This is a genomic window from Mesorhizobium sp. M0139 (assembly GCF_040322455.1).
In the GTDB taxonomy this organism is placed as follows: Bacteria; Pseudomonadota; Alphaproteobacteria; order Rhizobiales; family Rhizobiaceae; genus Mesorhizobium.
The window spans coordinates 254,528-280,543 of sequence record NZ_JAMYTN010000001.1 but is presented as its reverse complement, the minus strand read 5'-3'; the positions used below and the strand labels follow the sequence as shown (position 1 = coordinate 280,543).

Genomic DNA, 26,016 nt, shown 5'->3' with positions numbered 1-26,016 from the left:
CCACGAACTGCCCGTGTAACACTACTCGGCGGCCGTCTCCGACGGCACCTCTGCCGGTGCCGAAGGCTCGGCCTCGGCATGCGGATTGCGCCGTGAAAACAGCGACCTGAGCGTGACGTAGAACACCGGCGTCAGGAACAGGCCGACGAAGGTGACGCCGAGCATGCCGGAGAACACCGCGGTGCCGAGCGACTGGCGCATTTCGGCGCCCGGGCCCGTCGCGATCATCAGCGGCACGACGCCGAGGATGAACGAGAAGGCGGTCATCAGGATCGGCCGCAGCCTGAGCCGGCAGGCTTCGACGGCAGCCTCGGCGGCCGACAGGCCGCGTTCCTGCGCCTGCCGCGCGAATTCGACGATGAGGATCGCGTTCTTGGCGGCAAGCCCGATCAGCACGATGAGGCCGATCTGCACGAGGATGTTGTTGTCCAGCCCTCGGAACGACACGCCGAGCAACGCTGCGAGCACGCCGAGCGGCACCACCAGCACGATGGCGAACGGCAGCACCCAGCTTTCATATTGCGCCGCCAGCGCCAGGAACACGAACAGCACCGACAGTCCGAAGATATAGACAGCGGCATTGCCGGTGTTGCGCTCCTGATAGGCGAGTTCGGTCCATTCGTAGGAGGTACCGGCCGGCAACGTCTGTGCCGTGATCGCTTCCATCTTGGCAAGCGCATCGCCGGTGGAAACGCCGGGCGCGGCGTTGCCCTGCAGCGGCACCGAGACGTACATGTTGTAGCGCTGGACCAGCGCCGGGCCGGTGACGTCGCGGATCTCGATCAACGTGCCGAGCGGAACCAGCGCGCCGGTCGCCGAGCGCACCTTCAGTTTCAAGATGTCGGCGCGATCGAGGCGGAACGCCTGGTCGGCCTGCGCGCGCACCTGGTAGACGCGCCCGAAAGCGTTGAAGTCGTTGACGTAGGCGGTGCCCAGATTGATCGACAGCGTCTCGAAGATGTTGGGGATCGGCACGTTCAGGATGCGCGCCTTGTCGCGATCGATCGCCAGGAAGAATTGCGGGCTGGACGCGGAGAAAGTGGTGAACACGCCGGTCAGCCCCGCCGTCTTGTTGGCCTTGCCGGCAATTTCATAGGCAAGCGCCAGGATCTGCCGCATGTCGGCGCTGTTGCGCTCCTGGATCTGCAGCTTGAAGCCGCCGGCATTGCCGACGCCGCGGATCGGCGGCGGCGGCAATGCGATAATGAAGGCTTCCTTGATGCTTTGCAGGCTGCCGAACAAATTGCCGATGACCTGGGTCGCGGACTGGCCGGCTTCCAGTCGCTCGTCAAACGGCTTGAACCTGGCGAAGATCACGCCCGCGTTGCTGGCATTGGTAAAGGTGGCACCGGAGAAGCCGGCGAAGGCGACCGCGTAGTCGACGCCCGGCGTTTTCTGGATGATCTGCGACGCCTGCTGGATGACGGCATCGGTCCGCGATAGCGAGGCGCCGTCCGGCAACTGGACGACGACGATCGCATAGCCCTGGTCGAGCGACGGAATGAAACCGCGCGGCACCGTCTGAACCATATAGACCGTGGCGTAGATGAGGGCCGCGAAAACGGCCAGCGTGGCGGCGATCGCTATCCGCGAGCCGACCAGCACGCGCACGATGCTCGAATACCAATGGGCGACCTTGTCGAAGCCGCGATTGAAGCCGTCGGCGAGCGCCCGTCCGAACCGCGCCAGGAAAAAGCGCGGCGGCGCCGCAGCAGTGTGGTGCGGCTTGAACAGCAGCGCGGCCAAGGCCGGCGAGAGCGTCAGCGAATTGAATGCCGAGATCGCCGTCGACACCGCGATGGTGATCGCAAACTGCAGGTAAAACTGCCCGGAAATGCCGGGAATGAAGGCTGTCGGCACGAACACCGCTATCAGCACCAGCGAGATCGCGATGACCGCCGTTCCGACTTCGTCCATGGTCAGATGCGACGCCGGATTGGGCGCCAGCCCGCTGGCGATATTTCGCTCGACGTTCTCGACCACGACGATCGCATCGTCGACGACGATGCCGATGGCCAGCACGAGGCCGAACAGCGTCAGCATGTTGAGGGAGAAGCCGGCGGCGTAAAGCACCGCCAGCGTGCCGATCAGCGACACGGGGATCGCCACGATCGGCACGATCGCCATGCGCCACGATTGCAGGAAGACGATGATGACGATGATGACCAGAACCATCGCCTCGAGGATCGTCTTGTAGACCTCCTGGATCGACTCGGCGACGAACTCGGTCGGATTGTAGACGATGTCGTAGCTCAATCCCTTCGGGAAGTCCTGGGAAAGCTCCTTCATCTTGTCCTGGATCTCCGCGGCTGCGGCGAGCGCATTGGTGCCTGGCCGCTGGAAGATGGCGAGCGCCACCGCCGGTTTGCCGTTGAGATAGGAGTTGGTGACGTAATCCTTGGCGCCGAGCTCGATGCGCGCCACGTCCTGCAGCTGGATCAGGCGGCCATCTTCGGCCGATTTGACGATCACGTATCGGAAGTCCCGTGCGTCGTTGAAGCGGCCTTGCGTGGTGACCGTGTACTGGAACGCCGTGCCGGTATTGGTCGGCGGCGCGCCGATCGAGCCGCCCGACACCTGGACGTTCTGGTCGCGCAGCGCCTGCACCACATCGCCCGAGGTCATCCCCAGGGCGGACAGTTTTTCCGGATCGAGCCAGATGCGCAGCGAATATTCGCGTTCGCCGAAGATGATGAGGTCGCCGACGCCGTCCAACCTGAGCAGTATGTCGCGCACCCGCGAGCGGGCGTAGTTCGAGACGTAGAGCTGGTCGTAGGTATTGTCGGGCGACAGCATGTGCACGACCATCATCAGGTCGGGCGAGCTCTTGATGGTGGTGATGCCGAGGCGGCGGACTTCTTCGGGCAGGCGCGGCTCGGCGACCGACACGCGGTTCTGCACCAGCACCTGCGCCTGGTCGAGATCGGTGCCCAGCTTGAAGGTGATGGTCAGCGCCATCGCCCCGTCGCCCGACGAATAGGACGACATGTAAAGCATGCCCTCGACGCCGTTGATCTCCTGCTCGATCGGCGTTGCCACCGTCGCTGCCACTGTCTCGGCGTCGGCGCCCGGGTACTGGGCGCGAACGACGATGGTCGGCGGCGCAATCTCGGGATATTGCGCGATCGGCAGCTGGGTATAGGCAATCCCGCCGAGGATCAGCAGGACGATCGAAACGACCGATGCGAAGATCGGACGGTCGACGAAGAAATGGGCGAACCTCATTGCTGCAACCCGGCGGTGTCGACCTTGGGCGGCAACGTCACCATCTCGACTTTCACCTTGGTGCCGGGCCTGGCGTGCATCAGCCCGTTGACGATGATCGTCTCGTCGCCGGTCAGGCCCGCGCGGATCACCCGGTAGCCGTCGAGAAGCGGGCCGGTGCGCACGGGCTTCGCCGACACCATCCCAGCCTCATCCACCAGGTACACGATGCGGCGATCCTGATCGGCGCCGACCGCCTCGTCGGGCACCAGGACGCCGCTATGCGGCAGCGACCCCGGCACGTTGATGCGCCCGAACATGCCTGGCTGGAGAACGCCGTCGGCGTTGGCAAACCTTGCACGCACCCGCATGGTGCCGGTCGCGTTGTCGATCCGGTTCTCGGCAAAATCGAGCTTGCCCTTGAATACCGCCTCCGCGCGGTCAGCGACGCGAACCACCACCTCGAGCCCGCCGGCGCCTTCCTGCATGCTGCCGCCGCGCTCCTTCGCGTCGCGGGCGTAGCTGAAATACAGGCGCTCATCGACGTCGAAATAGAAGTCGATCGGATCGCGCGTGACGATAGTCGTCAGCAAGGTGGAATCCGGCTGCACGAGGTTGCCGACCGACACCAGCCGGCGGTCGATGCGGCCGGACAAGGGCGCCTTGATCTCGGTGAACTCCAGGTTCAGGTTGGCCGTCGTCAGCGCAGCCGTCGCGCCTTGCATCTGCGCCTGCGCCGAAAGGTATTCCCGCCGACGGTCGTCGACCGTCGCGGCCGAGATATTGCCGGTCTTGGCGAGTTCATCGGCGCGATCCAGCTGCATCTTGGAGAATTCGAGCAGGGACTTGGCGACGTCTACTTGCGACTTGGCGGCATCGTAGGCCGCCTGGTACGGACGCTGGTCGATGGTGAAGAGCAGGTCGCCCTTGTTGACCAGTGCGCCGTCCTGGAAGCTGATCTTGTCCAGATAGCCGCTGACGCGCGAACGGATGGCGACCTCGTCGACGGCTTCGAAGCGCCCGACGAACTCATCGTCTTCGACGATTTCACGCACCACCGGCTTGGCCGCCGTCACCACCGGCAGTTGCTGGTCCTGCGCAAACGCGTTGCTGCTGAAAGCCATGCCGAGCAGGAATGCCACTGGGACGGCGGAGCGGGCCAGCCAGCCGGCCGATCGGCTGGGTCGCCCGCTTGCGTCGCGATGCGATTGCCGATTCCCTGAAGTGTCCATTTGCGTCCCCGCTAGCTGGACCCGGAGGTCGGGTGGTTCTCTTCTATATTTAAGGTTTCTCGTCGAGACCAGAGCACTGCAGTATTGTGCATGGCAACATAATCATTTTCCATATGGACTGAAATGTCCACCCTGTGGCTGCCCCGCCTTCTGGCTAGTTCGCCCAGAACCGGCCCATCCGCTTCCGGCCCATCTCAGCCGTCATCGGCGCAAGCTGATTTGGACCGAGCGCCGGATCCTGCGGCTTACTCGATCAGTTGCGGCTGTTGAGATGCCGCACCCTTCGCAGTTGCGGAAACAGCACCGCCCACAGTCCGGCGACGGCAATCGCACCGACGCCGCCGATCACCACCGCCGGCACGGTGCCGATCAGCGCCGCCATGGTGCCGGCGCGGAACTCGCCGACTTCGTTGGAGGCGCCGACGAAGACCTGGTTGACGGCGTTGACGCGGCCGCGCACCTCGTCGGGTGTCCACAGCTGGATCAGCGTCTCCCTGATATAGACGCTGAACATGTCGGTGGCGCCGAGGCCGGCAAGGGCCAGGATCGACAGCCAGGTGATGGTCGAGACGCCGAACAGCACGGTGAAGGCGCCGAACCCGGCGACGAAGCCGAGCATGATCTTGCCGGCACTGTCGCGCAGCGGATGCCCGGCAAGCCAGACCGCGACACAGATGGCGCCGATGCCGGGCGCCGAGCGCAGCAGGCCGAGGCCCCACGGGCCGAGTTCCAGAATATCGCGGGCATAGACCGGCAGCAGCGCCGAGGCACCGGACAGAAGCACGGCGAAGAGGTCGAGCGAGATGGCGCCCAGGACGATCTTCTCGCTCCAGATGTATCGGAAGCCGGCAAACAGCGTCTCCATCGTCGGCTTGTCGGTGGCGCTCTGCTGGGCCGGTTTCGGAATGGTGAAGATCAGCAGACCGGCCACCAGCATCAGCACGGAGGCAACGGCGTAAGCGGCTTCGGCCGAGACGCCATAGAGCAGGCCGCCGGCGACCGGGCCGACAATGGTCGCCGTTTGCCAGGCGGACGAGTTCCAGGCGATCGCATTGCCGAAATCTTCCGGCGGAACAAGGTTGGCGAACAGCGACGACGAGGCCGGCCCATAAAAAGCGCGCGCCAGGCCGAACATAGCCAGCACGATGAAGATCGGCAGCGGGCTGACGAGACCGCGCAGCGTGAAGTACAACAGGACAAGCGCACAACCTGCCTCGACTACCGTCGCCAGCGCCATGATCAGGCGGCGGCCGAAACGGTCGGCGACAACGCCGGTGACCAGCACCAGCAGCAGCGACGGCAGGAACTGGACGATGCCGACAATGCCGAGATCGAAGGGATCGCGCGTCAGATCATAGATCTGCCAGCCGACGGCGACGGACACGATCATGGTGGCGAAGGTGGTCAGGAAACGCGCCGCCCAATAGCTCAGGAAGGAGCGATGGCGGAAGGCGGCGTAACGCCGGTCAGGCGGTGTATGGGAATGGGATGTCATGGATACAGGCCCCGTTGCTTGCATTGGCCGGCGGGGCACTTCCCGGAAATGGGCGCTGTTCCGGCCAATGAAACTTATCAAAGTTCGGGGCGCGTATGCGTGAAAATCGGGCCCGGATCAAGCGGTTTTCAAGCCGCTCGCCCGATTGCACGCGGACGTTACTGCCTCAGCGCGGCGGAAATGGCGTCGAGGCCGCCCTGTAATTCCGCCTCTTTCGGCCAGCCGAAACCGACGCGGAAGAAGCGCTTGGGCATATCAAACCAGTGGCCGGGACCGACATAGGTGCCGTGGTTTTCCAAGAGATTGACGTAGAAACGGTCGAGGTCGAAGTCTGGACTGACAACGAGCCTTGGAAATCCGACGACGCCGCCTTGTGGCCGCACCCAGTCGACCAGCGGCTCGCGGTCGATCCAGGCTTGCACGATGTCGCGGCGTTTCGCCATCTCGGGCAGCAGCGCGCCCAAGAAAGCGTCGCGGCGCCCCAGCATGCCGCGCGCAATGCCTTCGTCGATGACGCTGCCGCAAATGCCGATCTGCTCCTTGGCGGCGAGGAAGCGCTCCTGCAGTTCGGCATCGCTGGTGATCAGCCAGCCAATGCGGATGCCGGGAATGCCGAAGGCTTTCGACAGCGACGAGACGCTGATCGCTTTGGGGCTGAGAGAAGCCGCCGCCGGCAGGCGCTGTCCATAGGAGAGGTCGCGATAGGTCTCGTCGACCAGCAGATGGCAGCCGCTCGCTTCGGCCAGCGCAATCAGCGCGTCGAGATCGGCCCGGCCCATCATCGTGCCGGTCGGGTTGTGCGGGCAGGTGACGCTGATCAGCTTGGTGTTCGGTTGCATGCTGGCGGCGACGCGGCCGAAATCGATGGCAAAGCCTGCGTCGAAATCGAGATCGACATAGGAGATGGCGCAGCCGATCGCCTTGGGGGTCTCGATGTTGGTGGCGTAGTTCGGCCGGACGACGACAAGGTGGTCGCGCTCCGACAGAAGCGAGGTCGAAATGATGAAGAGCGCGCCCGCCGCACCGGCGGTCACAAGAACATCGTCAGGCGAAATGCCGGAATCCTGCGCCGCGATCAGCGCCCGCAACTCCTTGTCGCCGCGATGCTCGCCGTAGAACAGCGTGAGATCCGGCAGCGACAGGCCGACGTCGGAGAGTTTCTGATCGGCGATCGAGCTTTCGGAGAGATTGAACCGAATGCGATCGTAGCCGTATTCCTCCGGCGCCTCTTTCTCGATCACCATTCTGGCGTAGTTCATGGCTGCTCCCCCAAAGTCCTGACACTGAGAGGTACAAGCCATAAAAGCACGAAGCCTGCCAAGGCTCATTCGCCGGCAGGCTTCTGTTTCAGCCGTCCAAACGATTGGCTCAGGGCCGAGGCGCTGATCCCACTCAGGCCGGAACTTTGGCCTTCCGACCCTTGGCTTTCGCCGGCGCGGCCACTGCAGCCTTGCGGCCGAGGCCGATCGACTTGGCCAGCTCGGAGCGCGACGCCGCGTAGTTGGGGGCAACCATCGGATAGTCGGCCGGCAGGCCCCATTTGGTACGATAGGCTTCCGGCGTCAGGTTGAAATGGACGCCGAGATGGCGCTTCAGCGATTTGAATTTTTTGCCGTCCTCGAGGCAGATGATGTAATCCGGCGTCACCGACCGCTTGGGATTGACGGCCGGGATCTGCGGCGCCGCCACTGGGGCCGGCGGCTGGCTGAGCCCTCCGATCGACGCCGCAACGCTGGCGATGAGATCGCTCAGGCCGGCAACGGGCAAGCGGTTCTTCTCGACGTAAGCGGACACGATATGGGCGGTAAGCTCGAGCAGGTCGATGTCCTTGTCAGAGTCGTTGCTGTCGTCGGCCAATTTATCTCTCCGTCGCTAGGGGGGTGGCGGAAACTCCCAGAGCGGTCCCAGCGGAGCCGGAAATCCGCTCTAGTCATTTGTCTTGCCGCATATGTGCGGTTGCGCCAGATGATTCCATCCGGTGCCACCGATCTAATCGCCAAATCTGCGTAACGCAATGACTTCGTATCGCGCCACACGTCATTTTGAACAACTATACTGAATTTTAATACTATCAGACGATCAGCGCCTTGTCGCGCCATAGTCGAAAACCGCCCTCGAAAGCGCGCGTATTGTCGCCGCGCCTGGATGTGGCGGGCAATTCATCCAGTCTGTCGACATTGCCGCCGCCGATGACGACATAATCCGGCTGCAGCGCCGCACGCAGCCGCCCGACGACGTCGAAAACGTATTTGCGCCATTTTTTCTTGCCGTATTTCTCCAGGCCGCGCTCGCCGACATAGTCTTCGAAACTGCCGCCCTTGCGGTACGGCAGATGCGCCAGTTCCATCGGCTGGCCGACATTGTTGAGGATCATCGCCGCGCCCAGGCCGGTGCCGAGGCCGAGGAACAGCATGCGCCCGCCATCGTAGCTGCCGATCGCCTGCAGCAGCGCGTCGTTGACGACCTTGACCGGCTTGCCGAAGGCGGCGGCAAAATCGTAGCCGTCCCAGCCCTTGCCGAGATTGGCGGGATCGAGCGAAGGCCTGTTGTGCTTGACCGGGCCGGGATAGCCCATCGAGATCACGTCATAGGCCAGCCCTTCGGCCAGCGTCTTCACCGTGGCGACCATCTGCTGCGGCGTCAGATCCGGTCCGGAATCGGCTCGGCGCATCTCGCCGCCTGCGCTGGTGAGGATTTTCACATGCGAGCCGCCGACATCGATCGTCAGCACGATCGGTTCGGCCTTGGCCTTCGCGGGCCTGGCTGCCTTGGCCATGTCGTTTCCTCCGCTCACTTGGCGCATTCCCCCGTTTCAGGGAACGGGGGAATGCTCCAACTCTTTGTTTTTACGCAATTCCGGACGGAAAAACCGCTCGCACCTTCCTGAATTGCTCAACTCGGATTGATCCAGCCGTTGGGCGGCCCGAAGCTGGCCATGGCGTCGGCCGGCCCCCAGGTCTTCGGCTCATACATATGCGGCGGCGTGGTGTCGCCGAGCACCGGGCCGACAATGCGCCAGGCAAGCTCGCTGGCATCCTGGCGGGTGAACAATTGGCCATTGCCGTTCATGGCATCGCCGATCAGCCGCTCATAGGGCGGCATGTCGCCCTTCGAATCGTCGAGCGCGGTGAGCTCGACCTGCTCGCCGACCATGTCGTCGCCGGGTGCCTTGCGTTGCGCGCCGATCGAGATCGCCACCTGCGGGTCGATGCGGAAGCGCACGTAATTGGCGTCGCTGGGCTTGATCGGATCGAAGACGTCCAGCGGCGGCCGCTTCAGCCGCACGATCACTTCGGTCACATGCACCGGCATGTTCTTGCCGGTGCGGATGAAGAAGGGCACGTCCTGCCAGCGCCAGGTGTCGACCATGAAGCGCACCGCGGCAAAGGTTTCGACCGGCGAGTTCGGCTTCACGCCGGGTTCAGCGAGATAGCCTGTGAACTGGCCGCGCACGACGTCGTCCTTGGTCAGCGTGCGGATGGCGCGCAGCACCTGCACCTTCTCGTCGATCAGATCGTCGGCCGAGCGGCCGACCGGCGGTTCCATGGCGAGCAGCAAAAGGATGTTGAGCAGATGGTTCTCGATCACATCGCGGATAGCGCCGACATCGTCATAGAATTTGCCACGGCCTTCGACGCCGAAGTCCTCGGCCATGGTGATCTGTACGCTTTCGACGAAGTTGCGGTTCCAGATCGGCTCGAGAAAGGAATTGGCAAAGCGGAAATAGAGCAGGTTCTGGATCGCCTCCTTGCCGAGATAGTGGTCGATGCGGAAGATCGACTGCTCTTCGAACACCAGATGCAGCACGCGGTTCAGCCAGCGCGCCGATTGGAGATCGTGGCCGAACGGCTTTTCCACCATCAGCCGCGCGCCATGCGCGGTACCGGATTGCTCCAGCCCCTGGACGACGGTCTCGAACATGGTCGGCGGCACCGCCATATAGTGCAGAGGCCGCTGCGCCGAGCCGAGCGCCGTCTTCAGCTTCTCGAAGGTCGCGCCGTCGCGGTAGTCGCCGCTGACATAGCGCAGCAGACTGGCGAATTTGGCGAAGATCTTTTCGTCGATCTTGCCGAGAGCGTTGACGATGCCGTCGCGGGCCCTCGCCTGCAATTGGTTGATGTCCCAGGCATCGAAGGCGACGCCGATCACCGGCTCGGTCAGCGTCCCCTTGGCTACCATCTGGTAGAGGGCCGGAAATATCTTCTTGTGGGCAAGGTCGCCGGTTGCTCCGAAGAGCACCAGCGTGTCGGACCGTTCCGGGCTCATCTTGCGCGTCTCCCCTGCGGCCTTCACTTGCCGGCCTTCGGCTTTTCGACATGGCCGCCAAAGGCATAGCGCATGGCCGACAGCAGCTTGTCGGCGAATTCGGATTCGCCCTGCGAGGAGAAGCGGTCGAACAAAGCCGAGGACAGAACCGGCGCCGGCACGCCGGTGTCGATCGCCGCCTTCAGCGTCCAGCGGCCTTCACCGGAATCGGAGACGCGGCCGCCGAACTGGGCCAATGCCGGGTCGCTCTTCAGAGCGCCGGCGGTGAGGTCGAGCAGCCAGGAGCCGATCACACTGCCATGGCGCCAGACCTCGGCCACCTGCGGCAGGTCGATGTCGAACTGATAGTATTGCGGGTTTTCCAAAGGGCTGGTCTCGGCGTCGGCAGTGCGCTGTCTTTTGCCGGCATTGGCCGATTTCAGGATGTTCATGCCTTCGGCGTAGGCGGCCATGACGCCATATTCGATGCCGTTGTGGATCATCTTGACGAAATGGCCGGCGCCGCTCGGTCCGCAATGCAGGTAGCCAAAGGGTGCGGTCCCGCCCGCCTTGTCGGGCGTGGCGCCGGCATCGGCGCCGGGCGCCAGCGTGGCGAAGATCGGATCGAGGTGTTTGACCGCCGTATCGGGGCCGCCGATCATCAGGCAGTAGCCGCGCTCCAAGCCCCAGACGCCGCCGCTGGTGCCGACATCGACATAGTGCAGGCCCTTGGCCGCAAGCTCGGCCGCCTGGTCGACAGCGTCGTGATAATAGGAATTGCCGCCGTCGATGATGATGTCGCCGGGCTCCATCAATGCTGCCACCTGGTCGGCGATCTTGCCGGTGATCGCCGCCGGCAGCATCAGCCAGGCGCTACGCGGCTTGGACAGCTTGCCGACGAACTCTTCCATGGAAGCGGCGCCGATGGCGCCATCGGCAACCAGGCCGGCAACGCTTGCCGGGTTGATGTCGTAGACGACGCATTCATGGCCGTCGCGCATCAGGCGGCGCACCATGTTGGCGCCCATCCTGCCCAGTCCCATCATTCCGATCTGCATGGTCTTGTCCTAGTCGCTTGAGGAAAGAAAAGAAAATTGCTGGCGAGTTAGTTCTCAATGCCGACGGTGAAGTCGACATTCTCCCAACGGTCGCCGTCGGGCCAGAAAAAAGTGAAGACGATCGTATTACCTCGCGGAATATCGGCCACCGGCAGATCCGCCAGATGGACGCCAAAGACATTCACGGACGTGTTGATTTCATGGCTGGTCTGCCACTGGTCGCCGCTCCAGCGGATCAGTGCGGGCTGCAGCAGTTCAACCCGCAGCGTCTTGCCGGCTTCCATGGTGCGCAGCCTGTTGTTGAAGCGCCATATCCTCAGCGGCGAGCCGGTCTTGTCCCTGATATAGCGCTTGACGCATTGCGGCGGCATGTCGAAGACGGCGCCGTCGCGGAGCGAGCGCAACAGCTTGATGTGTTCCGAATGCGCCCAGACCAGCGGCATGGCGCTGCCCGACGGCCTGCCCAGCCACAATTCGCGCTCCGGTAGGTCGGTGCTGTCCCAGACCTGTTCCGGCAGCAGACCGCCCAGGCCAGCCGAAGCCTCGAATGTCCTGAGCAGGCTTGCCGCCTTGTCCTTGTTACCGGCGGCCAGCTCGTAGTGGGCGCGTTCGCCGGCCAGCAACGGCCAGGGCCGGCCCTGGCCGTTGCCGTCGAAGGGCGCGCCGTCGGCGTGTTCGCCATAACCGTCGCTGGTGTAGCGATACCAGAGAGGCCCTTGCGGCAGGTCGCAGCGCAGTTGCGCGTCTATGATCTTGACCGTGCCGACGATGCGCGGATCGTCCGCGGCCCTGAGGCCGAAGCGGACCAGCGCCAGCGCGTCCGGGCTGACAATCGCTTCGGCCGGCTTGTCGGTATCGCCCGGCGGACGGTTCTTGATCGGTACGAAGCCGTCCTTCGGCGATGCGGCGCCTGAAGCGTCGGCCGGCGCGATGCGGATGTAGTAGCCGTCGACGCCAGCCTCGTGGCACTCCGGTGTGCCGCTGACATAGGTCCAGCGCTCGATCTGGTCGTTCCAGCAATCCGCGACCTCGCGCAAATAGTTAGCCGGCTCGGGTTTGCCGTTGACGTCGAACAGATCGGCGGCGCCAAGCAGTGCCGATATTTCGACGGCGAGCGTGAATGGGCTGTAGCCGGCATCCTCTTCCCAGCGGTCCTGCCCGGTGACGGGACCATTGCGCACGACATAGGACACGGCCTTCTCGATCATCGGCATGAAGGCGGCGAGCTTGGCGCGCGGCAGGTGGCCGGCGCGGTGCAGCCCATCGGCAAGCAGCAGCGGGAAGGCGCATTCGTCCATCTGGATGCCCGGCCAATAGAGCGAGCCGTCGAGCCACACATTTTGTGGCCAGTGGCCGTCCGGCTGCTGGATGGAACGGAGATAGGCGAGGATCTCAAGCGCCTGCGCCGGATCGCCGGCGGCGAGGAAGCCGCCCGCGGTTTCGACGAGGTCGCGCGGCCAGACCAGATGATAGCCGCCGAGGTCGTCGTCGCCCTTGCTCGCTCCCCAGGGGATCGACAGGCTGGCAACGGCCGCACCGGGCCTCGCCAGCGACAGGTGCGTCGCCAGCACCGCTGTGCTGACGCGGTAGGTGTTGAGCCCGGATGCATCATGGTGGTCGAGCTGCGTCAGGCCTGCCTGCCATTTCCGCCATTTCGCGACATAGGCCTTTGCCGCCGGCTCAAAACCGCGTTTCAGGCTGGCGGCGGCGTTTTCGGCCGCTTCATCCGGCGTTGCCCCAAACCCAAGCGCAAGCAAGGCTTTGCTGTTGCGTAAGGAAAAGCCGATCTCGCCGGTCAGCGCGACATTGCCGTCCTCCGCCCTTTGGCAGGTCGGATCGAGCCGGCCGGCGCGGCTGAGTTGCTGCCAGCCGTCGGAAAAGCCTGCATAGCCGGCCGAGCAGTCGCCCCAGGGCAGCGAGGAGGCAAGCGCCAAGCAGGCGCCGTGCCCGGACGCAAACAGCATCGGCTTGCCCTTGTGCACGCCGATCCAGACGGTGTTGCCCATGCCGGCATTGACCAGATGCGGCGCCAGCAGGGCGTAGACGCGGTAGTCCGTGGCCACGCCCTCGAGTGCCGTGAAGCTGATTTCCTGCAGCAGGGCCGGGCGCGCCGGATCCGCCAGGATGCGCTTTTCGATCCGGTAACGCGCCGTCGCGTTGACCAGCCGGTAGGCGGGCACGCCGTCCTCGAACGGCTCGATGGCATGCGTGGCGTCACGCTTCTCCTCGGAGAACCAGCCGCCGGGACCGGTGACCAGCAGTCCCATGTCGCGCGTGCAGGCGCTGTCGAGGCCGGGATAATAGACCTCGTTGACGATGCCATGGCTGAGCGTGAACCAGACGCGGCTCGCCGGCGAAAGCGCGGCACCTACGCCGCTCTTGGCGCTTGACGTCCAGCGCGCCGGAATTCCGGGGGCGCCCATTCTTTTGGGTGCACTGGGGGGAAGGGTCGGCGGCATCGCTGCCATGCATGGTCTCCTGGACCCTTCCCTAGACCAGCACGCGAAGGCTTTTCAACCGCCGCACCTGAAGTTGATCGTCCAAGCGTGATCGATCGCAGTTGACAAGCGGGCGTATCTGAATTTGTCTGACAATAGATAAAAAACAGGCAGACAACGCCAAAACCATCTGCAACAGTCGGCGGGGCCGACAATCCATGGGAGGATTATGACATGAAGACACTGCTCGTCCTGAGCGCTCTGGCGGCGATGCTCGCCTCGGGCACGGCGCTTGCCGACACCAGCGGCAAGAAGATCGCCTTCTCCAACAATTACGCCGGCAATTCGTGGCGCCAGGCGATGCTCGACAGCTACGGCATCGTCACCAAGAAGGCGGTGGAGGATAAGATCGTCGGCGCCGCCGACATCTTCACCACCGCCGACAAGGAAGTGCCGACCCAGGCTGCCCAGGTGCAGAACCTGATCCTGCAGGGCTATGACGCCATCGTCATCAATGCCGCATCGCCGGATGCGCTGAACGGCGCCATCAAGCAGGCCTGCGATGCCGGCATCGTCGTCGTCTCCTTCGACGGGACGGTCACCGAACCTTGCGCCTACCGCGTCGTCGTCGACTTCAAGGACATGGGCAAGCAGGAAGTCGAGCAGATGGCCAAGTTCCAGCCCAAGGGCGGCAATTTGCTGGAAATCCGCGGCCTTGCCGGCACCTCGATCGACGATGCCATCCATGCCGGCATCCTCGAAGGCGTCGCCGCCCATCCCGAGTTCAAGATCGTCGGTTCGGTGACCGGCGACTGGGACCAGACGACGGCGCAGAAGGCGGTCGCGACGATCCTGCCTTCGTTGCCCGACATCGTCGGCATCGTCGACCAGGGCGGTGACGGTTATGGCGCGGCACAAGCCTTTGCCGCCGCAGGCAAGCCGCGTCCGACCATCATCATGGGCAACCGCCAGGACGAGCTGAAATGGTGGAAGGAGCAGAAGGACAAGGATGGCTACCAGACCTGGTCGGCCTCGATCGCGCCCGGCGTGTCGTCGCTGGCCTTCTGGGTGGCGCAGCAGGTGCTCGACGGCCGCACGGACATTCCGCATGACCTTTTGGTGCCGTATCTCGCCTTTACCCAAGACAATTTCGAGACCGAGCTGCCGAAAATCAAGGAGGGCGGCGTCGCCACCCACGAATACAGCCAGGAAGACGCAATCGCGGCGATCAAAGCCAATATCAAGTGATGCATTGCATTCATTGCCAGCGGCATGACCGACCGGATATCGTTGAGCATGCCTGAGGCCAATACGGACATCATCAGACTGGGCGGCGCCGAAAAACAAATCGGCGCCGCCCATTTGGACATCATCAGGCTGAACGGCGCCGAAAAACATTTCGGCGCCGTTCGGGCGCTTAACGGCGTCGACTTCCATGTTGTATCAGGCGAATGCGTCGGGCTGGTCGGCCACAACGGCGCCGGCAAATCGACGCTGATGCATATGGTGGCCGGTACGCTGCAGCCCGATGGCGGTGAGATCGCGGTGCGTGGCAATGCCGAAACCGACTACTCGGTGGCGCGCGCGCTGAAACTCGGCATACGCTGCGTGTTCCAGGAACTGTCGCTCTGCCCTAACCTCAGTATCGCGGAGAATACGCGCATCAACCATCCGGCGCTCACCGGCTTCGGCTGGCGACGCAAGGCGGCTGCTCTCATTGCCGCCAAGCTGGACGAAATCTTTCCAGATCACGGCATCTCGGCAGACGACATTGCCGGCGATCTCTCCATCGGCCGGCGGCAGATGGTCGAGGTGGCGCGCGCCTTCACGGTGACGCGCGATCCGCTCGACCTGGTCATTCTCGACGAGCCGACCTCTTCGCTGGACGCGCATACTGCGGGCCAGCTGCTTGCCTTCGTGCGCCGTTTCGTAGCCACCGGGGGCAGCTGCATCCTGATCTCGCATGTGCTGGGCGAGGTGCTGCAGAATGCCGACCGCATCGTGGTCATGCGCGACGGCAAGGTGGTCGCCACGGACGTTGCAAAAGCGTTCGACCGCGACCGGCTGGTGGCCACCATGGGCGGCGCGGAAGCGCGCGAGAAGATCGCGGCGGAGATCGCCGCCAGGCCGGCGGCGGGCCCGCTCAGGGTGCGGGCGCGGCCCGAGCGGCAGCAGGATGGCAAGGAGCTTGTCGCTCGCGCCGGCGAGATCATCGGGCTTGCCGGGCTTGCCGGCCATGGCCAGACCGACCTGTTGCTGGCGATCTTTGCCGCCGCGACGCGTAGAAGGCTTGATATCGAGGTGACCGCCCCGGTGGCGCTGGTGGCCGGAGACCGCCAATCGGACGGCATTTTCCCGCAATGGTCTATTGCCGAAAACATCGGCATCCGCTCGCTGGCGCGGCTGCGCAAAGGGTTGCTGATCTCGCCGCAGCGCGAGGCCGAGCTTGCTGAGTTTTGGAAGCAGAAGATCGGCATCCGCACGCCTGACATGACCAACAACATCTTCTCGCTGTCCGGCGGCAACCAGCAGAAGGCGCTGTTTGCCCGCGCACTGGGTTCCGATGCGCAGATCGTGCTGATGGACGATCCGATGCGCGGCGTGGACATCGGCACCAAGCTTGAGGTCTACGATCTCGTGCGCGAGGAGGCGGCCAAGGGCCGGACCTTCCTCTGGTACACCACCGAGACCGAAGAGCTCGACAATTGCGACCACATCCATGTCTTCAAGAACGGCCGCATCGTCGCCAATCTCACGCGCGACGAGCTGACCGAGGAAAAGATCATCCAGTCCTCATTCGGCGACGCGGCCTGAGATGACGGCAATCGCTCCCGGCCCGACGACCTCGCCGCGCAGCAGTGCCGCCCGCGCGCGCCTGTTGCGCAGCCTGTTGCCGGCGCTGTCGCTGGCGCTGGTGGTTATCGCCATCGCCTGGCTCAACCCACGCGCCATCAGCTATTTCGGCTTCAGCCTGATGTTGAACCTGGCTATCCCGATCGCGCTGGCGACGATCGCCCAGATGTTCGTCATCGCCGGCAATGAGCTCGATCTGTCGATCGGCACCTTTGTCGGCTTTGTCGGCTGCGTCACCGCGACCTGGCTGAAGGACGCGCCGCTGCTCGGCGTGGTCATCCTGCTCGGCGCCATCGGGGTCTATGCACTGGTGGGCGCATTGATCCATCTGCGCAATCTGCCGTCGATCGTGGTAACGCTGGGCATGAGCTTCGTCTGGCAGGGGCTTGCCATTCTGGTGCTGCCCAAGCCCGGTGGCAAGGCGCCGGACTGGCTCTTGTCGCTGATGGCCTTCAAGCCGCCCTTCATTCCGTTCCCTATCATCGCCGCGCTGGCGATCGCAGCGGTGGTGCATTTTGGGCTGATGCGCACCTCCTATGGCGTCATCCTGCGGGGATCCGGCGGCAATCCGGCGGCGCTCAGGCGCGCTGGCTGGTCGCTGCTTCGAACCAAGATCGTGCTGTTTGCGCTGACCGGCCTATTCGGCGTTCTGTCCGGCATGGCGCTGATCGGCATCACCACCTCGGCCGACGCCAATATCGGCAATGGCTACACGCTGCTGGCGATCGCCGGCGTCATTCTCGGCGGCGGCGAGTTCGTCGGCGGCCGGGTGTCGCCGATCGGCGCCGTGCTCGGCGCGCTGACACTGGCGCTGGCGGCATCGCCTCTGCTCACCTTCATGCACATTCCGCCGGATTGGCAGGTCGCCGCCAACGGCGCCATCCTGATCATCGTGCTGGCAGCCCGCGTCCTGATCAGCCGCAGGGAGAGGTAGCGATGACGCTGGTTAAATCGCTGGCCGCCAAACCCTGGATATGGTCGTTCATCGGCGCGATGTTCGTCTGGCTGGCGACCATCGCTTTCACCGGCGGCTATGGCGGCGGTGGCATGGTCACGGCGGCACTGTCGCTGGCGGTGTTCACCGTCATCGTCGGAGTCGGCCAAATGTTCGTCATCACGCTCGGGCCAGGCAATGTCGACCTGTCGCTGCCGGCCAATATCGGGCTCGCCAGTGCCGTCGCCATGAAGGTCATGGGCGGCAGCGATTCCATGATCGTGGTCGGGCTGCTCGCCGCGCTCGCCTGCGGCGCCGCCATCGGTGCCGTCAACTATCTCCTGATCTGGGCGCTGAGGATCCCGCCGATCATCGCCACTCTGTCGGCCAGCTTCATCATCCAGTCGATCGACATCAGCTATGGGCGTGGCCTGCAGATCAAGCCGCCGCCCGGCTTTGCCGATTTTGCGAACTGGCAAATCCTGGGCATTCCAGTGCTGGCGATCCTTACCGTGTTGTTCAGCATCGGTGCGGCCATCGCCTTGCAGCGCATGATCTATGGCCGCTCGGTGCTGGCGATCGGCCAGAACATCCGCGCCGCGTGGCTTGCCGGCGTCAATGTCGGCCGCACCCGCTTCCTGACTTACACGCTGTCGGGCGCGCTCGGCGGCATGGATGGGGCGCTGCTCGCCGGCTATTTCCGCGGCGCCAATGTCGATATCGGCAACGAGTACCTGCTGGCCTCGATCGCCGTCGTCGTCATCGGCGGCACCTCGGTCGCCGGCGGCAAGGCCAATGTTCCCGGTGTCTGGGGCGCGGCGCTGTTCCTGGTACTGCTTCTGACCATGCTCAACACGTTCGGCGTCAGCGCCGGCGTTCGGCTGTTGCTGACCGGGCTGATCATCGTCGGCGTCATCACCGTAGCCGGCGGCGAGAAGGCGCTGCGCTAAAAGGCGTGAGCCCGGCAGCAGTCCCGCTAAATTTGACCATGTGGACAAAAGTCCGCACCCGTTCCATAGTTCCGCGTCTGATTTCGGAACAGCCGGCTCGACACGGCTGTCAAACAGAGGGGCACTAGATGGAAAACCGGAAAAACAAATCGCAATCGACCGGCCTGTCGCGGCGCGACGTGCTGGAACTCGGCGCACTTGGCCTGGCCGCAGCCATGCTGCCGGGTGCAGCCTTCGCCAAGGACAAGAAGCTGAAGGTGGCGGCGATCTTCGCCACGCCGATCGAGGAGCCGTGGGACAACCAGATCCACGTCGCCCTGCAGAAGGCCGAGAAGGAACTCGGCATCGAATACAAATGGTCGGAAAAGGTGCAGACCGCCGATTTCAGCCGCGTCATGCGCGAATATGCGCAAGGCGGGTACCAGCTGGTGCTGGGCGACGCCTTCGCCGCCGAGCGTGAATCGCGCCGCACGGCAAAGCAGTTCCCGAAGACGGCATGGCTGTTCGGCTCGGGCGCCGGCCCGGCCGAGCCCAATTTCGGCGTCTTCGACAACTGGATCCACGAGCCGGCCTATCTGTCCGGCATGATCGCCGGCAAGATGTCGAAGTCGGGCACGATCGGCGCGGTGGCGGCCATGGGCATTCCGGAAGTGAACCGGCTGGTCAACGCCTTCTTTGCCGGCGCCAAGGAGGTCAATCCCAACATCAAGAAGAAGGTCGCCTTCATTGGCTCGTTCTTCGATCCGCCCAAGGCCAAGGAAGCGGCGGTCGCCCAGATCGATGCCGGCGTTGATGTCATCTATGCCGAGCGCTTCGGCGTCATCGAGGCGGCGGTGGACAAGAAGATCCTCGCCATCTCCAACATGTCCGACCAGTCGAGCCTCGGCCCCGACACGGTCATAACCGGGCCGGTCTGGGACATGTATCCGACGGTCGAGCAGGCGATCAAGCTGGTCAAGGCCGGTGTCTTCACCGCGCAGGATTATGGCGATTTCTCGCGCATGGCCAAGGGCGGGTCGTTCCTGGCGCCCTACCATAAATTCGACAAGACGCTGCCGGCGGATGTGAAGGATCTGGTCGAGAAGAAGAAGGCCGAGATCCTGGAAGGCAATTTCCGGGTGGATGTGGATGAGAACACGCCGGTTTCGGATTAGCTCGGCGCACCCCCTCCCCTTGAGGGGAGGGTGGCCCGCAGGGCCGGGTGGGGTCCTCCGCGAAGTGCTCCATCCTGCTAAGTCATGGGTTGAGGCAGTTGAGGTGACCCCACCCGCCTCGCTTCGCTCGGCACCCTCCCCTCGAGGGGGAGGGGTATCTCCGCAGGAGCATCCTTGTCCGCCCCTCTCATCGAAATGCGCGGCATCACCAAGAGCTTCGGCGCCGTCAAGGCGAATGAGGCTGTCGATCTAAGCGTCGCCCCAGGTGAGATCCTCGGCCTGCTGGGCGAAAACGGCGCCGGCAAGACGACGCTGATGAATGTGCTGTTCGGCGCCTATGCGCCGGATGCCGGCGAGATTCTTATCCGGGGCAAGACCGTGCGGATCACCAGTTCGGCCGATGCGCTGGCCGCCGGCATCGGCATGGTGCACCAGCATTTTCATTTGGCGCCAAGGCTGACGGTCCTGGAAAACCTTCTGATTGGCATTCCCGGCAAATCCGGCCGCATCGACGGCGCCGGCGGACTTGCCCGGTTGTCCGACATCAGCCGTCAGTATGGGCTGACGCTGGACCCCAACCTGCCTGTCTCCGCGCTGTCGGTCGGCGAGCAGCAGCGGCTCGAAATCGTCAAGGCGCTGTTTCGCGGCGCCAGGCTGTTAATCCTCGACGAGCCGACGGCGGTGTTGGCGCCGGGCGAGGTCGACGGGCTGTTTTCGGCGCTGCGCTCGATGGCGGCGCAGGGGCTCGGCATCATCTTCATCTCGCATAAATTGAACGAGGTGCGGGCGCTCACCCATCGCTGCACCGTATTGCGGCACGGCCGCGTCGCCGGCCGTGTCGACGATCCGGCGAACACGACATCGGCAGAAATGGCGCAGCTGATGTGCGGCCATGAGATCGTGCCGCCGGCAAGAGGACCTTCGACCCCAGGCGCGGCGGTGCTGACGCTCGACGGTATTTCCACCTCACGGCATTCGGGGACGCCGCTGCGCGACGTATCGCTTGCCGTTCGCGCGGGCGAAATCCTCGGCATTGCCGGGGTCTCCGGCAATGGCCAGCGGGCGCTGGCCGAGGTGATTTCCGGCACGCGCGCGCCCGACGCCGGCGCGATGACGATAGCCGGCAAACCTGCTACGCGGTTCTCGCCGCGCGAGGTGCAGGCGCTCGGCCTTGGCCGCATCCCGGAAGACCGTATGACGACCGGGCTGGTCACCAATCTGCCGCTCGCCGATTCCATGGTGTTGCCGCGCATTGGTACTGCGGCTTTCAGCAGCCGGGGCCTGCTCAAGCCAGATGCGATCCGCGCCTTCGCCGAAGAACAGATCAAGGCCTATGACATCAGGTGCCCCGGGCCGATGACCCGCGCCGGCGCGCTGTCGGGCGGCAATCTGCAGAAGGCGCTGCTGGCGCGCGAACTGGCTTTCGACCCGAAGGTGCTGATCGTCTCGCAGCCGACGCGCGGCCTCGACATCGGCGCCGCCCGCTTCATCCACGAAAAATTCCTCGACATGCGCGCGAAGGGCTGCGGGATCATCGTCATCGGCGAGGATCTCGAAGAGCTGCTGGTGCTCTGCGACCGCATCGCGGTGATGTATGAGGGCCGCATCGCCGGCACGCTGGACAGCGCCGATGCGAACATCGCGCGGCTTGGGCTGCTGATGACCGGGGCGGAGGGCAGAGCCTAGATGGACTTTCTCACTCGGTTCCTCGCAGAAACCTCAAATAATACTGCCCGCTTTTGGCTGACTTTAAGCGTCAGCGCTGCCCCTCACCTGCCTGCCGGCATCCTCTCCCCGTATAGAGACGGGGAGAGGGGCTCTCACCCATGGTTTCGCCAATCGCCACAGCTGCAAGAGGGGAGTTGCATAGGGCCCAGATCCCTTCTCCCCGTGTCTATACGGGGAGAAGGTGCCGGCAGGCGGATGAAGGGCGGCGCGACCGTCTGGGCGGCGGAGGGGCATAGCTGATGTTCCGCCTCGAAGCCCGCAGTTCCACCCCCGCCTGGTTCAATCTCGCTTTGCCGCTGCTGGCCATCGGCGCAGCGCTGGTCCTGTGCAGCGGCCTCATCGCGCTGGCCGGCGCCGGCGTGCTTGAGGCCTATGGCGTGATGCTGTCGGCCTCGTTCGGCGACAGCTATGCCATCACCGAAACGCTGGTGCGCGCCGCCCCGATGATCTTCACCGGGCTGGCTGTGGCCGTCGCCTTCCGGGCCAAATTCTGGAACATCGGCGCCGAGGGCCAATTGCTGGCCGGCGCCGTGGCCAGCTGCTTCGTCGGCGCCATCCCAATGCCGGGCGCGCTGGCGATCCTGTCGATGGCGCTGGCGGGCGCTGCTGCCGGTGCCGCGGTAGCGCTGGTGCCCGCGACGCTCAGGGTCAAATTCAAGGTGGATGACGTCGTCAGCTCGCTGCTGCTCAACTCGGTCATCTACTATGCGCTGATGGCGCTGATCGAGGGGCCGTGGAAGGACTCGTTCAGCGGCTATCCGATCTCGCCGCCGATCGAGGATTCGGCGAATTTCCCGGTGCTGCTCGAAGGCACAAGGCTGCATCTGGGTGTCATCGCCGCGTTGATCGCGGCACCGTTGATCTGGTTCCTGATCGTGCGGACCACGCTCGGCTTCCGGATCAGGGTCACCGGCGAAAGCCCGGAAGCCGCCCGCTATGGCGGCATACATGTCGAGCGGGTGCTGATCTCGACGGCGCTGCTGTCGGGCGCGCTGGCCGGGCTTGCCGGCGTCGGCGAGGTCGGCGGCGTGCATTTCCAGGTGATGAGCGACATTTCGCCGGGCTATGGCTATTCCGGCATCGTCGTTGCCATGCTGGCCAGGCTCAATCCGCTCGGCGTCGTACCGGCGGCGATCTTCCTGGCCGCCGTGATGACCGGCGCCGAAGCGATGTCGCGCGCCACCGGCGTGCCGGCGTTCCTCAGCGATGTCATCCAGGGCACGGCGCTGCTCGCCATGCTGGTGGCGCTGCTGTTCACGGCCTATCGCATCCGCCGCGTCGGTGCCGCCTTATGAGCGCGGTGTTCGAACAGATCTTTCAGGTCGGCTTCCTCGCCGCCATTATCCGCATCGCCACGCCGCTGGCATTTGCCACGCTGGGCGAGATGTTCTCCGAGCGGGCCGGCGTGCTCAATCTCGGTATCGAAGGCATCATGCTGCTCTGCGCGATGACCGGCTTCACCGCCGCCAGCCTCAGCGGCAGCCTGTGGCTCGGCGTGCTGGCCGCGGTGTTGACCGGCATGGCGATGAGCGCGCTGCATGCGCTGTTCACGGTGGCGCTCGGCCTCAGCCAGCATGTCTGCGGCATCGGCGTTACTTTGTTCTCGTCCGGCCTTGCCTATTTCCTCTACCGTCTGACCTTCGGCCAGCAATCGGTGCCGCCCAGCATCAAGGGTTTTCAGACGGTGCCGATCCCGCTGCTGTCGGATATTCCGGTTCTGGGGTCAGCGGTTTTCAACCAGTTTGCGCTGGTCTACTTGGCAATCATTGCCATCCCGCTCGCTGCTTTCGTGCTCGACCGCACGCCTTGGGGGCTGTCGGTGCGGATGGTCGGCGAGAACCCGCGCGCCGCTGATTCCGCTGGGGTCAGCGTCATCGCCACGCGCTTCCAGGCGGTCATCCTCGGCGGTGCGCTGATGGGGCTTGCGGGCGCCTTCCTCACCATGGCACAGTTCAACGCCTTCACCTTTGGTGTCGTGTCGGGCCGTGGCTGGGTGGCGATCGCGCTGGTCGTGTTCGGCCGCTGGGACCCGTGGCGCTCTGCGGGCGCGGCGCTGCTGTTCGCCTTCGTCGATGCGCTACAATTGCGCATGCAGGCGAGCGGCCTCGGGCATATTCCCTATGAGACGTTCTTGATGCTGCCGTTCATTTTCACCATCGTCGCGATGGCCGTGATGTCACGCAACGCGGTTGCGCCGTCGGCGCTGCTGAAGCCGTTTCGACGAGAAGAGCGGTAAGCGAGTAGGCCAAGCCTGGGATACTCACATCGCCGTAAAACCATTATCGACAAACAGATGCGTCCCGTTAACGAAGCTGGACTCATCGCTGGCGAGGTACAGCGCTGCCTTGGCCACTTCCTCCGGCTCACCGATGCGGCCCTGCTGTGCGGCCAATGCGGCGTCCGACACGTCGACGCCGAGCTTGCCGAGATCGGCGACCTCGCGCAGGCCGTGCGGCGTGCGGATGAAGCCGGGACAGACGGCGTTGCAGCGTATGTTGCGGTCGCGGAATTCGACTGCGATGGCGCGCGCGAACATGTGGCAGGCGCCCTTGGTGGTGTCGTAGAGCACCTCCATGGGTGTGGCCGCCACAGCCGAGATCGACGAGGTGCAGACGATCGAACCGCCACCGGCAGCGATCATGCCCGGCAACACGGCGCGCGTCATCAGGAACATCGAGCGGACATTGACCGCATGCAGCCAGTCCCATTCCTGCACTGTCGTCTCCAGGAACGGCTTTATCACGATGGTGCCGGCATGGTTGAACAACACCGTGGCCGGGCCGAGCCTGGCAGTCGCCGCCTTCACTGCGGCCTCGACCTGCGCCTCGTCCGAGACGTCGGCCACCCAGTGTTCGGCGATATGTCCCCGCGCGCGTATCGCCGCCGCAGTGGCTGCCGCCGCCTCGCCATTGCGGTCGATGATCGCCACCTTGGCGCCTTCGGCGGCGAACAATTCCGAGGCCGCTCCGCCCATTCCGGTCGCGCCGCCCGAGATGATTGCAATCTTGCCGGCTAGTCTTGTACCCATGTTCTGTTCCCGTTCCCGATCGAAATGATCCGCATTTATGCCGGAATGGCGATGCTATCGCCTATGCAGACGTCGGCCAAGCTTGTCGCTCGCTTGTCGCCAGCAGGGGTCCCCCAGCAATCCAAAACCAAATAATAAGGCATACTGAGAAAATCGTTCTACATATCGCCAAAAAATAGCACTCGACAAAGTCTACTGATTTTATAGATTAATCCGCAAGACGGAGGTCGATATGTCCTATATCCAGAACGCCGAGACGGACCGCACCAGCCAGAGGCTGGCCAATAGCCAGGCTTTCCGCCCGGCCTATGCCGGCGCCTTCGCCTATCTCGTCTTTGCCCTTGCGTTCGTGTTCACCGGGGCAGTCGTGCTCGGCTTGATTCCCTGACCCGTTCAGGCCGAAGGGTGGCGACCTATCGCTTTCAGTGAGTGACCGGAGTTGATGAACCGAATGCGGATGCGCTTTGGCGCTGACCGCTTGTTTTTACGCATGTCGTCGTCTCAAAAACCGGGGCCACTTTTGGGCGACATACATCCAACGTGATGGAGGAGATGGCAATGCCGATCGAGTTCACGCATGTTCCCGGTAAAACGCATGCCGCCGACGCCGGTTCGGCCGTTCCGTTCTTCTATGATTTCGTCGAGACGGCGACAAAGCTGTCGCTGATCGAGGATTCCGGCTTCCAGAACATCGTCGTCGACGACCCGGCCGGGCTGTTGACCAATATGGACATCGCCGCCCAGGCGCTGGACCGCACCTCGTCGCTGGAAGTGGTGCTGACGCACTGGGCCGGCGTGATCGCGCCTGCGGTTGCGGCGCGGCAACTGGCGGCGCTCGACGCCAGGAGTGGCGGCCGGCTGGCGCTGAGGATGCTGAGCGAGCCGCTGGATGACGACGATGCCGAGACGCGTCCGGTCGGCCACACCGTGGTCTGGCAGCGCATCGACGAATATCTGGTGCTGCTGAAGCGGCTGTGGTCGAACGACCGGCCCTTCGACCATGAAGGTGCGTTCTACAGCATCAAGGGTGGCTATGTGCCGCGCAAGGGGCCGCATGGCGTCGATATCACCATCCGCATGGGTGGCCAGTCCGGCACGGCGCTGAAGGTCGCCGGCCGCCATGCCGACGTCTTCGAGCTGGCGCCTGGTTCGCCCGACGAGATCCGCCAGCTGATGGAACGGGCGCGCAGCGCCGCCGCCGAGCATGGCCGCGCCGGCAAGCTGCGTTTTGCGCTTCCGGTCCGGGTCCGCTCGGAGGGTGGCGCCTCTACCGTCGGACACAAGGCGGTCGAACTTTCCGGACCACCGGCGCAGATCGCCCTGTCGCTGCTGTCCTATGCGGCGCTGGGCATCAGCGAGTTCATGATCGTTGGCGTCGACAGGCCGCGCGAGATCGCCGGCGTCGGCCGCGAGACGATCGCGCTCTTGCGTAATTCGCTGGCACGCCGTGAGGCGGAGGTGCCGCAGCCCGGCGCGTTTGCCTCGCGGGGCGGGTCGGATATTCACGCAGCTGGGTAGCGAGATCGCGATCGGGAACGCCGGCGGGGACAGCACCCCCCTCTGTCCTGCCGGACATCTCCCCCTCAAAGGGGAAGATTGGCAGCTTGAGCGCCGGCTCTCAACGTTGGTAATTGGCGAAAGCCGACGTGATGTCTGATCGCCCTCCTTGCGGGGGATGCCCGGCAGGGCAGAGGGGT

20 protein-coding genes are annotated in these 26,016 nt (G+C 64.3%); 10 read left to right on the top strand and 10 right to left on the bottom strand.

Features of this window, described 5'->3' with window-relative positions; genetic code table 11:
- Positions 1–21: 21 nt before the first annotated feature.
- The 9 genes from NKJ58_RS01320 to NKJ58_RS01280 all read right to left on the bottom strand — a co-directional run bounded on the left by NKJ58_RS01320 (position 22) and on the right by NKJ58_RS01280 (position 13,702).
- Entirely contained in the window at positions 22–3,225 is a 3,204-nt protein-coding gene (locus NKJ58_RS01320) for an efflux RND transporter permease subunit (RefSeq protein WP_023815310.1), read from the bottom strand.
- Positions 3,222–4,328, bottom strand: coding sequence for an efflux RND transporter periplasmic adaptor subunit (locus NKJ58_RS01315; protein WP_023694469.1), 1,107 nt, complete (start codon positions 4,326–4,328; stop codon positions 3,222–3,224). The genes NKJ58_RS01320 and NKJ58_RS01315 overlap by 4 nt, the downstream gene beginning before the upstream one ends.
- 361 nt (positions 4,329–4,689) lie before the next feature.
- Positions 4,690–5,931, bottom strand: coding sequence for an MFS transporter (locus NKJ58_RS01310; protein WP_023670472.1), 1,242 nt, complete (start codon positions 5,929–5,931; stop codon positions 4,690–4,692).
- Between the two features lie 158 nt (positions 5,932–6,089).
- On the bottom strand, positions 6,090–7,190 hold the full coding sequence (locus NKJ58_RS01305; RefSeq protein WP_023670471.1) for an aminotransferase class I/II-fold pyridoxal phosphate-dependent enzyme: 1,101 nt from the start codon (positions 7,188–7,190) through the stop codon (positions 6,090–6,092).
- Positions 7,191–7,323: 133 nt separating this feature from the next.
- Positions 7,324–7,788 carry a Ros/MucR family transcriptional regulator gene (locus NKJ58_RS01300; protein ID WP_023687743.1) on the bottom strand — a complete coding sequence of 155 codons (465 nt, stop codon included), beginning with the start codon at positions 7,786–7,788 and terminating at the stop codon, positions 7,324–7,326.
- 214 nt (positions 7,789–8,002) lie between these two features.
- Positions 8,003–8,707 carry an ROK family protein gene (locus NKJ58_RS01295; RefSeq protein WP_023807698.1) on the bottom strand — a complete coding sequence of 235 codons (705 nt, stop codon included), beginning with the start codon at positions 8,705–8,707 and terminating at the stop codon, positions 8,003–8,005.
- A gap of 116 nt (positions 8,708–8,823) precedes the next feature.
- Entirely contained in the window at positions 8,824–10,197 is a 1,374-nt protein-coding gene (gene zwf, locus NKJ58_RS01290) for a glucose-6-phosphate dehydrogenase (RefSeq protein ID WP_023687745.1), read from the bottom strand.
- A gap of 23 nt (positions 10,198–10,220) precedes the next feature.
- A complete protein-coding gene (gnd, locus tag NKJ58_RS01285) occupies positions 10,221–11,234 on the bottom strand; it encodes a phosphogluconate dehydrogenase (NAD(+)-dependent, decarboxylating) (protein WP_023694463.1) in 1,014 nt (337 codons plus the stop codon).
- Between the two features lie 47 nt (positions 11,235–11,281).
- Entirely contained in the window at positions 11,282–13,702 is a 2,421-nt protein-coding gene (locus tag NKJ58_RS01280; protein WP_502902261.1) for a glucan 1,4-alpha-glucosidase, read from the bottom strand.
- 204 nt (positions 13,703–13,906) lie between these two features.
- On the opposite strand from NKJ58_RS01280, the gene NKJ58_RS01275 reads away from it, so the two are divergent.
- The 8 genes from NKJ58_RS01275 to NKJ58_RS01240 all read left to right on the top strand — a co-directional run bounded on the left by NKJ58_RS01275 (position 13,907) and on the right by NKJ58_RS01240 (position 23,527).
- Positions 13,907–14,920 (top strand): ABC transporter substrate-binding protein, encoded by a 1,014-nt coding sequence (locus NKJ58_RS01275; RefSeq protein ID WP_023670464.1) that lies wholly within the window; start codon positions 13,907–13,909, stop codon positions 14,918–14,920.
- 48 nt (positions 14,921–14,968) lie between these two features.
- The gene (locus tag NKJ58_RS01270) at positions 14,969–16,486 is read left to right on the top strand and encodes a sugar ABC transporter ATP-binding protein (protein ID WP_023710192.1); all 1,518 of its coding nucleotides are present in this window, start codon (positions 14,969–14,971) and stop codon (positions 16,484–16,486) included.
- A gap of 1 nt (position 16,487) precedes the next feature.
- On the top strand, positions 16,488–17,459 hold the full coding sequence (locus tag NKJ58_RS01265) for an ABC transporter permease (RefSeq protein WP_352500527.1): 972 nt from the start codon (positions 16,488–16,490) through the stop codon (positions 17,457–17,459).
- A gap of 2 nt (positions 17,460–17,461) precedes the next feature.
- Positions 17,462–18,409: an ABC transporter permease gene (locus tag NKJ58_RS01260; protein WP_023694459.1), complete on the top strand. Its 948-nt coding sequence runs from the start codon at positions 17,462–17,464 to the stop codon at positions 18,407–18,409.
- 128 nt (positions 18,410–18,537) lie between these two features.
- Positions 18,538–19,563 carry a BMP family protein gene (locus NKJ58_RS01255; protein ID WP_023670460.1) on the top strand — a complete coding sequence of 342 codons (1,026 nt, stop codon included), beginning with the start codon at positions 18,538–18,540 and terminating at the stop codon, positions 19,561–19,563.
- 174 nt (positions 19,564–19,737) lie between these two features.
- A complete protein-coding gene (locus tag NKJ58_RS01250) occupies positions 19,738–21,249 on the top strand; it encodes an ABC transporter ATP-binding protein (protein ID WP_352519156.1) in 1,512 nt (503 codons plus the stop codon).
- 281 nt (positions 21,250–21,530) lie between these two features.
- Positions 21,531–22,586: an ABC transporter permease gene (locus NKJ58_RS01245; protein WP_023683937.1), complete on the top strand. Its 1,056-nt coding sequence runs from the start codon at positions 21,531–21,533 to the stop codon at positions 22,584–22,586.
- Positions 22,583–23,527: an ABC transporter permease gene (locus tag NKJ58_RS01240; RefSeq protein ID WP_023683938.1), complete on the top strand. Its 945-nt coding sequence runs from the start codon at positions 22,583–22,585 to the stop codon at positions 23,525–23,527. The genes NKJ58_RS01245 and NKJ58_RS01240 overlap by 4 nt, the downstream gene beginning before the upstream one ends.
- 24 nt (positions 23,528–23,551) lie before the next feature.
- Here the strand turns inward: NKJ58_RS01240 and NKJ58_RS01235 are convergent, their stop codons facing one another.
- Entirely contained in the window at positions 23,552–24,319 is a 768-nt protein-coding gene (locus tag NKJ58_RS01235) for an SDR family NAD(P)-dependent oxidoreductase (RefSeq protein WP_023686096.1), read from the bottom strand.
- Between the two features lie 232 nt (positions 24,320–24,551).
- On the opposite strand from NKJ58_RS01235, the gene NKJ58_RS01230 reads away from it, so the two are divergent.
- On the top strand, positions 24,552–24,707 hold the full coding sequence (locus NKJ58_RS01230) for a hypothetical protein (RefSeq protein WP_023670454.1): 156 nt from the start codon (positions 24,552–24,554) through the stop codon (positions 24,705–24,707).
- Positions 24,708–24,877: 170 nt separating this feature from the next.
- A complete protein-coding gene (locus NKJ58_RS01225; RefSeq protein ID WP_023732922.1) occupies positions 24,878–25,837 on the top strand; it encodes an LLM class flavin-dependent oxidoreductase in 960 nt (319 codons plus the stop codon).
- Positions 25,838–26,016: the final 179 nt, after the last annotated feature.

Excerpts from the sequence above, each read along its gene's own strand:
- NKJ58_RS01320 (WP_023815310.1), bottom strand. The coding sequence starts at position 3,225 with ATGAGGTTCGCCCATTTCTTCGTCGACCGTCCGATCTTCGCATCGGTC.
- NKJ58_RS01315 (WP_023694469.1), bottom strand. The coding sequence starts at position 4,328 with ATGGCTTTCAGCAGCAACGCGTTTGCGCAGGACCAGCAACTGCCGGTG.
- NKJ58_RS01310 (WP_023670472.1), bottom strand. The coding sequence starts at position 5,931 with ATGACATCCCATTCCCATACACCGCCTGACCGGCGTTACGCCGCCTTC.
- NKJ58_RS01305 (WP_023670471.1), bottom strand. The coding sequence starts at position 7,190 with ATGAACTACGCCAGAATGGTGATCGAGAAAGAGGCGCCGGAGGAATAC.
- NKJ58_RS01295 (WP_023807698.1), bottom strand. The coding sequence starts at position 8,707 with ATGGCCAAGGCAGCCAGGCCCGCGAAGGCCAAGGCCGAACCGATCGTG.
- zwf (WP_023687745.1), bottom strand. The coding sequence starts at position 10,197 with ATGAGCCCGGAACGGTCCGACACGCTGGTGCTCTTCGGAGCAACCGGC.
- gnd (WP_023694463.1), bottom strand. The coding sequence starts at position 11,234 with ATGCAGATCGGAATGATGGGACTGGGCAGGATGGGCGCCAACATGGTG.
- NKJ58_RS01280 (WP_502902261.1), bottom strand. The coding sequence starts at position 13,702 with ATGGCAGCGATGCCGCCGACCCTTCCCCCCAGTGCACCCAAAAGAATG.
- NKJ58_RS01275 (WP_023670464.1), top strand. The coding sequence starts at position 13,907 with ATGAAGACACTGCTCGTCCTGAGCGCTCTGGCGGCGATGCTCGCCTCG.
- NKJ58_RS01270 (WP_023710192.1), top strand. The coding sequence starts at position 14,969 with ATGCCTGAGGCCAATACGGACATCATCAGACTGGGCGGCGCCGAAAAA.
- NKJ58_RS01265 (WP_352500527.1), top strand. The coding sequence starts at position 16,488 with ATGACGGCAATCGCTCCCGGCCCGACGACCTCGCCGCGCAGCAGTGCC.
- NKJ58_RS01260 (WP_023694459.1), top strand. The coding sequence starts at position 17,462 with ATGACGCTGGTTAAATCGCTGGCCGCCAAACCCTGGATATGGTCGTTC.
- NKJ58_RS01255 (WP_023670460.1), top strand. The coding sequence starts at position 18,538 with ATGGAAAACCGGAAAAACAAATCGCAATCGACCGGCCTGTCGCGGCGC.
- NKJ58_RS01245 (WP_023683937.1), top strand. The coding sequence starts at position 21,531 with ATGTTCCGCCTCGAAGCCCGCAGTTCCACCCCCGCCTGGTTCAATCTC.
- NKJ58_RS01240 (WP_023683938.1), top strand. The coding sequence starts at position 22,583 with ATGAGCGCGGTGTTCGAACAGATCTTTCAGGTCGGCTTCCTCGCCGCC.
- NKJ58_RS01235 (WP_023686096.1), bottom strand. The coding sequence starts at position 24,319 with ATGGGTACAAGACTAGCCGGCAAGATTGCAATCATCTCGGGCGGCGCG.
- NKJ58_RS01230 (WP_023670454.1), top strand. The coding sequence starts at position 24,552 with ATGTCCTATATCCAGAACGCCGAGACGGACCGCACCAGCCAGAGGCTG.
- NKJ58_RS01225 (WP_023732922.1), top strand. The coding sequence starts at position 24,878 with ATGCCGATCGAGTTCACGCATGTTCCCGGTAAAACGCATGCCGCCGAC.